The sequence below is a fragment of the Tamaricihabitans halophyticus genome (assembly GCF_004340875.1).
GTDB classification, from domain to species: domain Bacteria; phylum Actinomycetota; class Actinomycetes; order Mycobacteriales; family Pseudonocardiaceae; genus Tamaricihabitans; species Tamaricihabitans halophyticus.
Genome location: NZ_SLXQ01000028.1, coordinates 20641 through 27626, shown reverse-complemented (window position 1 = coordinate 27626; position 6986 = coordinate 20641). Strand labels below are relative to the sequence as shown.

Below are 6986 nucleotides of genomic sequence, written 5' to 3'. Positions count from 1 at the left end.
ATCACCTCCCTCGCGTCGCATCGTTGTGGATTCCGCGGATCAGCTCGACGGCTGCCGAGGCCCCCACGTACGGGATCCTCACCCGGGACACCGAGGCACACTTGCCGCTGCTGGCCGGTCCCAGCACCAGCAGGTTCTCCTCGAACACCACCCTGATCGGCCTATCCCGGCCGGCATCGGGCTCGCCGGGGTCTTCGTCGACAGCCACAACATCCATCTCTCTGATCGCCTCATGTGGTGGTTGATTCGGATCAACAGCCCGGCCCAGCAGCCACAACATGTGGCCCTGGCCGAAACACTTGCCGCTGGTCAACGCCGACTCCGGGTGGCGACCGGCCGTGCCTCCTGCTGCGGTTTCTGCCGTGGGGTGCTGGACTTCTTGCTGGTCGACAGGTCCACCGCCACCAGAGCGACCAGACCCACCAAACCCGCAATCCCGGCGGCCCGTGCGGCTTCCGGACCGAACCCCGCCGCCACCACCATCGCGACCACCAACAGACCAGCAAAACCCAAGAACCGTGTGAACGACATAACAAGGTTTCCTTTCCTCAATGGACAAACAGACAATCAACGTTTCGGACGAACAACAGTGACCAAAACCCTGCGCTCGGTGGTCACACTCTTCGCAGAACGAGAACGTGGCTTCGACAACGCGAGCAAGAACTGCGCAACAGCCGCCAGCACAGCGAACCCCGCCGCCATCCACGCCAGCACTGACCCGCTCGATACCGCCGTGACCAGCAGCACCCCCGCCGCGATCACATGCACCAGCAACACCATCACAAGCCCCCCACCACGGTGCGTGCCTGATCTCGACACCGCGCCGCATGCGCGCGTTCCGCGGCCGCATCAGCACCCGACGACTCCGCCGCCAACCGCTCATGCACACCCGCCAACCGGGAAAACCACACCGACCGCTCACGACCCGACGCAGCCACACCCGGACGCGACAACCCCAAACACGTCAACTCCGACAACGCACTCATCACGCCGCCTCCTCACTCTCGATAGCGCGCCGGCCGGCATGCTCGGGAAACAGTCGGACCGCGGCGCAATCCGGCGTCGCTACGGCTTCGTCGAGCCGAGCCACCAAGGCGTCTAACCGCTCCTGATCTGAGCACCCCAAGACGTCGGCTACTAGTTGCTCCGCCTCCGCACGTTCGGCCTGCGAGACCACCTCTTCCTGCTCCCACATCGCCAGTTCAGCCAACTCGACAGCCGTCCTGTGCTCGCGAGACGCGATCCGTACAAACTTCATCGGTGTTCCCCGTTCTTAGGTTCGATATATAGCAATCTATATCAGTACGAGTCAGTGTGCACTAGCCCAAAAGAGTGACCTATGTCGGAATGAGTCAGTTGGGGTATGCTTGGGATGTGGAACGCATCGGAATGGCTTCTTATGAACGTGTGGCCGAGACGGTTCGTGAAGAGATTCGCAATGGCTCTCTACGGCCCGGTGACAAGCTTCCGGGTAACCGGCAGGTTGCCGAATTGCACAACGTCTCGCTAGGTACGGCCCAGCGAGCGTTGCGGGCGCTTCAGGATGAAGGCTGGCTGGCGACAACTCCTGCAGTTGGGGTCTTCGTTAACGGGATACCCAACGATGATGAGGATCTGCAACCTGATCTCGCCAAGATGGCCGGCGAGCTTGTGAGCCTCCGTACGGCTGTCACCGAGTTGACCAATCGGGTGACGAACCTTGAGCAAGGAACGACGCAGTAGTCCGTCCGGGCCCATGGATCGGGACACGATTCCCGGGTATCCGGTCGTGGTGGCTGTTCGTTGTGTCATGCCTCTAGCTTCGGCGAAAAATGGAGCGTGGAGTAGATGAGTCGCTGGTGAGTGGCTGGTGAGTCGATCGACTCACCAGCCACTCACCAGCGACTATTGCGACCTGTTGGAGGTGCCCCCACTGAGTACTGATGACAAAGACGTCACGCCGCTTAAGCGGGCGCGCATCTCAGCGGGGATGTCGCAAGGCGATGTGTGTCGCGGTTTAGCCAAGGCGCGCGAGAGTCGAGGCAAGACGCCGCCAAAACCCGCGAGCCTAAAGCGGATGTACACCGACTGGGAGAAGGGGCGCGTAGTCCCGGTCGACTGGCGGGATGAGCTATCTGCCGTTCTGCGAACATCTCCTGAAGCGCTTGGCTTGCCCGTGGTGGCCTCGCTGGCGACTTCCTGGCCGCCAGACATGCAGGAACTGGCGCGGCCCGATGGCGACGTTATATCGAGTGCGTTGACGTTGCCCGACCCGCGGATGCCGTTGAGTCAGTGGCTAACTGATACAAATACCAGCGATCAGACGATCGAACGTATAAGCCAGGCAGCCACTTCCCTCGCGGCCGCGCATACGCAGCTCCCTCCACAGCGGGCACTCAACGATGCAATGCGATTGCACCACGAGACAAAAAGTCTATTGCAAGGTCGTAGACACCGACTAAGACAAACGCGAGAACTAGTGCGCATAGAAGCCGACCTGCTAGCGCACGTATGCCTATTGCTGGGCGACCTAGGTCGGAATGAGAGGGCAATGCATTACGGCGAAGCCTCCTTGTTGTGTGCTCAAGAAGCGGGCACCAGTGAATCAAAGGCATGGACAGTGCAGGCGAAAACAGCCAGGTGGCAGGGTAGGTTTGCCGAGTCCGCAGACTTTGCGCAGCGAGGTTTTACCAGTAGCAACTCTGATCCGATCAGGATTCAGCTCGCTTATCAAGAGGCGAATGCTGCTGCCTTGCTTGGCGATGTTCAAAGGGCGCGACAGGCGCTTCAGCGAGCTGAGGGCGTAGCGGATGAGCAGGTGCAGCCACCTGATGACTCTGGGATGTCTGCTTGGTCATTTCCGCTCGCCAGGCAGGCGGTGTTTGCGCTCTCGGTGGCAACTCACACCGGTGACCACGATGCCGCGTTGAGGGCAGCAGCTACAGCAGATCAGTGCTGGGCAGCTGGTGCGCCTCGTGTGCCTGCGACTTGGGCTCAGGTTCGACTTGGTGCTGGGCTGGCTCATCTGTTGAATGGCGACTTGGACGGCGCCGCGGAGCAGATCCGACAAGTCATGGATCTAGACCCTGAGCTGCGTGTGGCCACCGTGACTGGATATACAGAGAACGTCGATCGAAAATTAAGTGAGCAATATTTTCGAGACAGCTCCATAGCGTCTGAACTAAGGCGATCCATCAGGGAATTTCACTTCGGAGCGCAAGCATAAGGAGGGCTATGTCACCGTTTCCGGCAAACCTCATTGATAGATGGAAAAATCGTTCCGAGCCGCGTGCCGGTGAAGGAAAGTTGTACTGGCATGTGCTTCTTGGTGAGAACCTATCGTTGCGGGATATAGCACAAGATGTGCAATCCAGGCTTCGGGATTTTGAAGGTATTCACCTGACGCCGCCTGAATGGCTGCATATGACAATATTAGTAGCTGGATCGACAAACGAGATCGCCACTGACGCAGCCGGATCGATGCTGGACTCTGCGGCAGAGAGATTTAAATATATACCGCCAGTCGACGTCACATTTGGACGTATTCTTTACCACCCTGAGGCCATCATGCTGGGCATTCAGAGAAACGACGATCTTGAGCCAATCCGTCAAGCGGTGCAAGATGCCACACGTTCGGTCATTGGACGCGATGAAGGTGTGACTGGCGGTGCTGATTCATGGGTTCCGCACGTCACGATCGGATACAGTACAACGTCGCAACCTGCGGAGCCGATCATCCAAGCCCTAGGGACTCAGACACCAGTCTGCCCCGTAACCATTGATGAAGTAACTTTAGTAGATCAGCAAGGTGCTGAGCGCCGTTGGGACTGGCACCCAATTGGATCGGCGCGTCTGTCAGGCTGATTCTCCAATGGGTGTCTGCGTGTTACAGGGAGGCGCCAATATGTGCCCACTCCCCATGCTGTCAGTGCGTAACCGCTTGTGCGTAGCGCTGGCGGGCTGCCTCGCCTGATGTGCCGAGTAATGCGCCGATCCCTGCCCAGGAGTAGCCGGCGTCTCTCGCTTCGCCGACTGCTTGCACGATTGCGGTTTCTGCCGCTGCTCTCTTGGCGACGGCTGAACGCAGTGATTCCAGCGGACGCGCGTCGCGCTCGTCATCTGGGGCCGGACTGTAGGACTCGAATCGGCTAGCCAGTTCGTCGGCTTGATCGATGATCTCCTGCATGCTGCGTGGCATCGTGGTCACCTCCTCCTCTGAAGAAATTTCGCTCGGGCGCGCATGGCATGGACGATGACCGGCCCCTCTTCGCTGTCCACGACGCCGATCTCCAGCGTTCGTGCCGCTGTGTCCGGGCCAACCAGCATGGTCATCCCTTCATCCATCTCCCATGCACTGATCGGGTTGCGGTAGGCATGCAGGATGTCGTCGTCGGCTATCCCGTGACGGCGTGCGCTGGGCAGGATCACCGGGTCTGACAGGTGCACGATTCCAAGTTACCTTGCCGCATTAGGGGCAGCAAGGTAACTTGCTCTGGGCGGCAACTGGCAGCAAGCCAGCGAGCTTCCCGCTGACCGACTAACTGCGTGACAATCTCCCCGTACGGTGATGGACATACATGCACGTCGGTAGCCGTTGCGTGACTATCCCGAACGCCGTCTGACCTGGTGTTTTGCATGTGTAAGGTGCCTGGGGGTCAAGGGGTCGTGGGTTCGAATCCCGCCGTCCCGACGGTGTGATGTCTCAAGACATCGGAAACGGCTGAACTCTCGTTGTTGGGGTTCGGCCGTTTTGTTTTTTTGGGGTTGGTCCTGGTAGTTTGCCGGTGGGCTGGTAGTCGCGGGTGGGGGCGACGGTGAGCTCGCGGAGGAGTTCGCCGATGGTGGCGTTGATTGTGACGTCTCAGGACAACTGCGTAACCTGAACCCACCAATCCTGAAACAGTCCCTGCTCTCTATAGGTGCGGAGTAAATGCCCAGGCCGGGAGCCGCAGGGTGCGACGACAGCGTGGCGCTACATATCGCCGATCCTGCTCGTGGGGAGCCCGAACCCGAGTGCCCACCGATGCCGCTGCCACGGCGTGAGGCGGAATGGACCGGCGACGTTGCCGCGATGCGATCTGTGGTGTCGCTGGAGATTCTCTAGAGCGGTTCCTCGCGATACCCGCGAGCCCTGGCGTCGTACTGGAGCGACCAGTGCCAAGGTTCTGACACCGGGTGTGGCCCCGTTTGAAAAACCCGCCCAAACACACGGAATTCAGCCAGCTCACCCGACAGCGCCCCTCTGATTCCAGAAAAGAACAGATCCCATGTCCAGCCATGCGCCTCGTATCAGCATCGCCGACCGTGACGCGCTGATCACCAGCAATACTCCGGAGGTCACGGCGTAGGTGCGGTGTTTCCGGAGTGTGGTGGCACGCCCGCGCCTTAGGTCAAGTCGCCATCCCTCGCGATCCGGCGCTCGTGGTCGCTACTGAGCTGGACCACGCCCGATACAGCGAACTGGCCCAATTCACTGATGCGTGTGCCCAGCGCATAGTCAGTAAGAGCGTGCCCTTGTGTATGACGACGAATGGGCAGGAATGGTCGGGCTACGACGATCAGGGGCCTATTACCTGCCCAAACCCGGCAGATTCGCGCTGGCCGCGCACAGTAAGCCCACGGCACTGGTGATGTGACACCGGCCGTCGTCGACGACAAGCTGCACTCGATTCGCTCGGCGGACACCCTCTACGAGTGTGGTGTGGCCATTGACGCGGTCCGCGACATCGTGCTGCGGATCGTCCGGCTTGCCGAGCTCGTCCCGGAGATCGCCGAGCTCGATCTGAACCCGTTGTCGCGCAGGACAGGGGCTGGGTCGTGCTGGACGCCTGGATCCCAGCGGCGTCGCTTGGGTGCTTCGGTCGGTGTCCCGAGCAAAATTAATGCCCCTGGGGGTATATGATACCCTATACCCCCAGGGGCATCGAAAGGAACGAGGTTGAGATGGAGCTGGGTTTGTCGCGCTCGTATCGGGGTGCGGGGTTCGACCAGGTCGTAGCGCGGGTACGCGCGGTGTTGGCGGATGCTGGTTTCGGAGTACTGACCGAAATCGACGTGCAGGAGACGTTGCGGGAGAAGCTCGGTGAGTCGATGGAGCCTTATGTGATCCTCGGCGCGTGCAATCCGCCGCTGGCGCACCGAGCGCTGGCGGCGACTCGGGAGATCGGGCTGCTACTGCCGTGCAATGTCGTGGTGCGGCAGGACGTCGACGACGAGTCGTTGACGGTGGTGGAAGTCATCAACCCGGCGGTGATGGTGCAGGTCGTGCCCGACGATGGACTAGCGGCGGTAGCGGGGGAAGCTACCGTGCGACTGGAGTCGGCGCTGGCGGCACTGGACAAGGAGTTGGCAGGATGACCGAGGTGGTGCTGTATGCGGACCCGGTCTGCCCCTTCGCCTGGCTGGCCTACCGGTGGCTGGCCGATTGCCTGCCTGACGGACAACAGCCCGAGCTACGGCAGATGAGTCTCGCGGTACTCAACGACGGCCGGCAGGTCGATCCTGCCCATCGGCGCAGGATCGAGGATTCGCGGCGCGTGGGCCGCGTGCGCGCGGCGATCGACGTCCCTCAGGCCGCCACCGCCTTTCACGTGTCATTGGCCCGGTCGATCCACGAGCGGAACAGGTCCGTAGACGCGGAGCTGCTGCGTGCGGCACTGGCCGAGGCCGACCTGCCGCACGAACTCGCCGACACGGCGGACTCATCTGAGCAGGACGCAGCGGTCCGGGTCGCCCACCAAGCCAGCCAGGATGCGCTGAGCGAACCGGGCGGCAGTCCGATCCTCTCGATCGACGGACACGCCTTCTTCGGGCCAGTGCTGACCGAGCTGCCTACTCCGGCGCAGGGTCGAGCGTTGTTCGACGCGTTATCCACTGTGGCCGCGGTGCCCAGCTTCGCCGAGATCCGGCGCCCCCGTGCCGGGGCTCCGGCCATGCCGAAAGGATGAGGGTGGCTATGTGTCGCACTAGGACCTGTCGCGTCTGCGGTAAGACCACCTGGGCCGGCT

Annotated in this window: 12 protein-coding genes; 6 read left to right on the top strand and 6 right to left on the bottom strand. The window is 61.2% G+C overall.

The window, feature by feature from the left end; genetic code table 11:
- Nucleotide 1: 1 nt before the first annotated feature.
- The 4 genes from EV191_RS29155 to EV191_RS29140 form a co-directional block, all read right to left on the bottom strand.
- On the bottom strand, nt 2–313 hold the full coding sequence (locus EV191_RS29155; protein WP_132881241.1) for a hypothetical protein: 312 nt from the start codon (nt 311–313) through the stop codon (nt 2–4).
- Nucleotides 310–531, bottom strand: coding sequence for a hypothetical protein (locus EV191_RS29150; RefSeq protein ID WP_132881239.1), 222 nt, complete (start codon nt 529–531; stop codon nt 310–312). The genes EV191_RS29155 and EV191_RS29150 overlap by 4 nt, the downstream gene beginning before the upstream one ends.
- A 36-nt stretch (nt 532–567) precedes the next feature.
- Complete coding sequence (locus tag EV191_RS29145) at nt 568–783, bottom strand: hypothetical protein (RefSeq protein ID WP_132881238.1); 216 nt, start codon at nt 781–783, stop codon at nt 568–570.
- Between the two features lie 202 nt (nt 784–985).
- A complete protein-coding gene (locus EV191_RS29140) occupies nt 986–1258 on the bottom strand; it encodes a hypothetical protein (protein ID WP_132881236.1) in 273 nt (90 codons plus the stop codon).
- Between the two features lie 116 nt (nt 1259–1374).
- Here EV191_RS29140 and EV191_RS29135 point away from each other — a divergent pair, with 116 nt between their 5' ends.
- The 3 genes from EV191_RS29135 to EV191_RS29125 all read left to right on the top strand — a co-directional run bounded on the left by EV191_RS29135 (nt 1375) and on the right by EV191_RS29125 (nt 3843).
- Nucleotides 1375–1722, top strand: a complete 348-nt coding sequence (locus tag EV191_RS29135; RefSeq protein WP_243659322.1) for a GntR family transcriptional regulator — start codon at nt 1375–1377, stop codon at nt 1720–1722.
- Between the two features lie 127 nt (nt 1723–1849).
- Nucleotides 1850–3205, top strand: coding sequence for an NsdA family TPR-like regulatory protein (locus EV191_RS31050; RefSeq protein ID WP_132881235.1), 1356 nt, complete (start codon nt 1850–1852; stop codon nt 3203–3205).
- An 8-nt stretch (nt 3206–3213) separates the two neighbouring features.
- Complete coding sequence (locus EV191_RS29125; protein ID WP_132881233.1) at nt 3214–3843, top strand: 2'-5' RNA ligase family protein; 630 nt, start codon at nt 3214–3216, stop codon at nt 3841–3843.
- A gap of 61 nt (nt 3844–3904) precedes the next feature.
- Here EV191_RS29125 and EV191_RS29120 read toward each other — a convergent pair whose 3' ends face one another.
- Both EV191_RS29120 and EV191_RS29115 read right to left on the bottom strand, forming a co-directional pair.
- The gene (locus tag EV191_RS29120) at nt 3905–4177 is read right to left on the bottom strand and encodes a hypothetical protein (protein WP_207894844.1); all 273 of its coding nucleotides are present in this window, start codon (nt 4175–4177) and stop codon (nt 3905–3907) included.
- Between the two features lie 5 nt (nt 4178–4182).
- Nucleotides 4183–4425 (bottom strand): hypothetical protein, encoded by a 243-nt coding sequence (locus tag EV191_RS29115; RefSeq protein ID WP_207894842.1) that lies wholly within the window; start codon nt 4423–4425, stop codon nt 4183–4185.
- Between the two features lie 1186 nt (nt 4426–5611).
- Between EV191_RS29115 and EV191_RS29105 the strand changes: the two genes are divergently transcribed.
- From EV191_RS29105 to EV191_RS29095, 3 genes are read left to right on the top strand one after another with little or no spacing between them, the layout of a single operon-like run.
- Complete coding sequence (locus tag EV191_RS29105) at nt 5612–5881, top strand: hypothetical protein (RefSeq protein WP_132881229.1); 270 nt, start codon at nt 5612–5614, stop codon at nt 5879–5881.
- Nucleotides 5882–5922: 41 nt separating this feature from the next.
- Complete coding sequence (locus EV191_RS29100; protein ID WP_132881227.1) at nt 5923–6336, top strand: DUF302 domain-containing protein; 414 nt, start codon at nt 5923–5925, stop codon at nt 6334–6336.
- Nucleotides 6333–6926 (top strand): mycothiol-dependent nitroreductase Rv2466c family protein, encoded by a 594-nt coding sequence (locus EV191_RS29095; protein WP_132881226.1) that lies wholly within the window; start codon nt 6333–6335, stop codon nt 6924–6926. Before EV191_RS29100 ends, EV191_RS29095 begins: the two co-directional genes overlap by 4 nt.
- The last annotated feature ends 60 nt before the right edge of the window (nt 6927–6986 follow it).

Bases quoted from the DNA above. Each gene is read 5' to 3' on its own strand.
- EV191_RS29125 (WP_132881233.1), top strand. From the start codon at position 3,214: ATGTCACCGTTTCCGGCAAACCTCATTGATAGATGGAAAAATCGTTCC.
- EV191_RS29100 (WP_132881227.1), top strand. From the start codon at position 5,923: ATGGAGCTGGGTTTGTCGCGCTCGTATCGGGGTGCGGGGTTCGACCAG.
- EV191_RS29140 (WP_132881236.1), bottom strand. From the start codon at position 1,258: ATGAAGTTTGTACGGATCGCGTCTCGCGAGCACAGGACGGCTGTCGAG.
- EV191_RS29120 (WP_207894844.1), bottom strand. From the start codon at position 4,177: ATGCCACGCAGCATGCAGGAGATCATCGATCAAGCCGACGAACTGGCT.
- EV191_RS29095 (WP_132881226.1), top strand. From the start codon at position 6,333: ATGACCGAGGTGGTGCTGTATGCGGACCCGGTCTGCCCCTTCGCCTGG.
- EV191_RS29150 (WP_132881239.1), bottom strand. From the start codon at position 531: ATGTCGTTCACACGGTTCTTGGGTTTTGCTGGTCTGTTGGTGGTCGCG.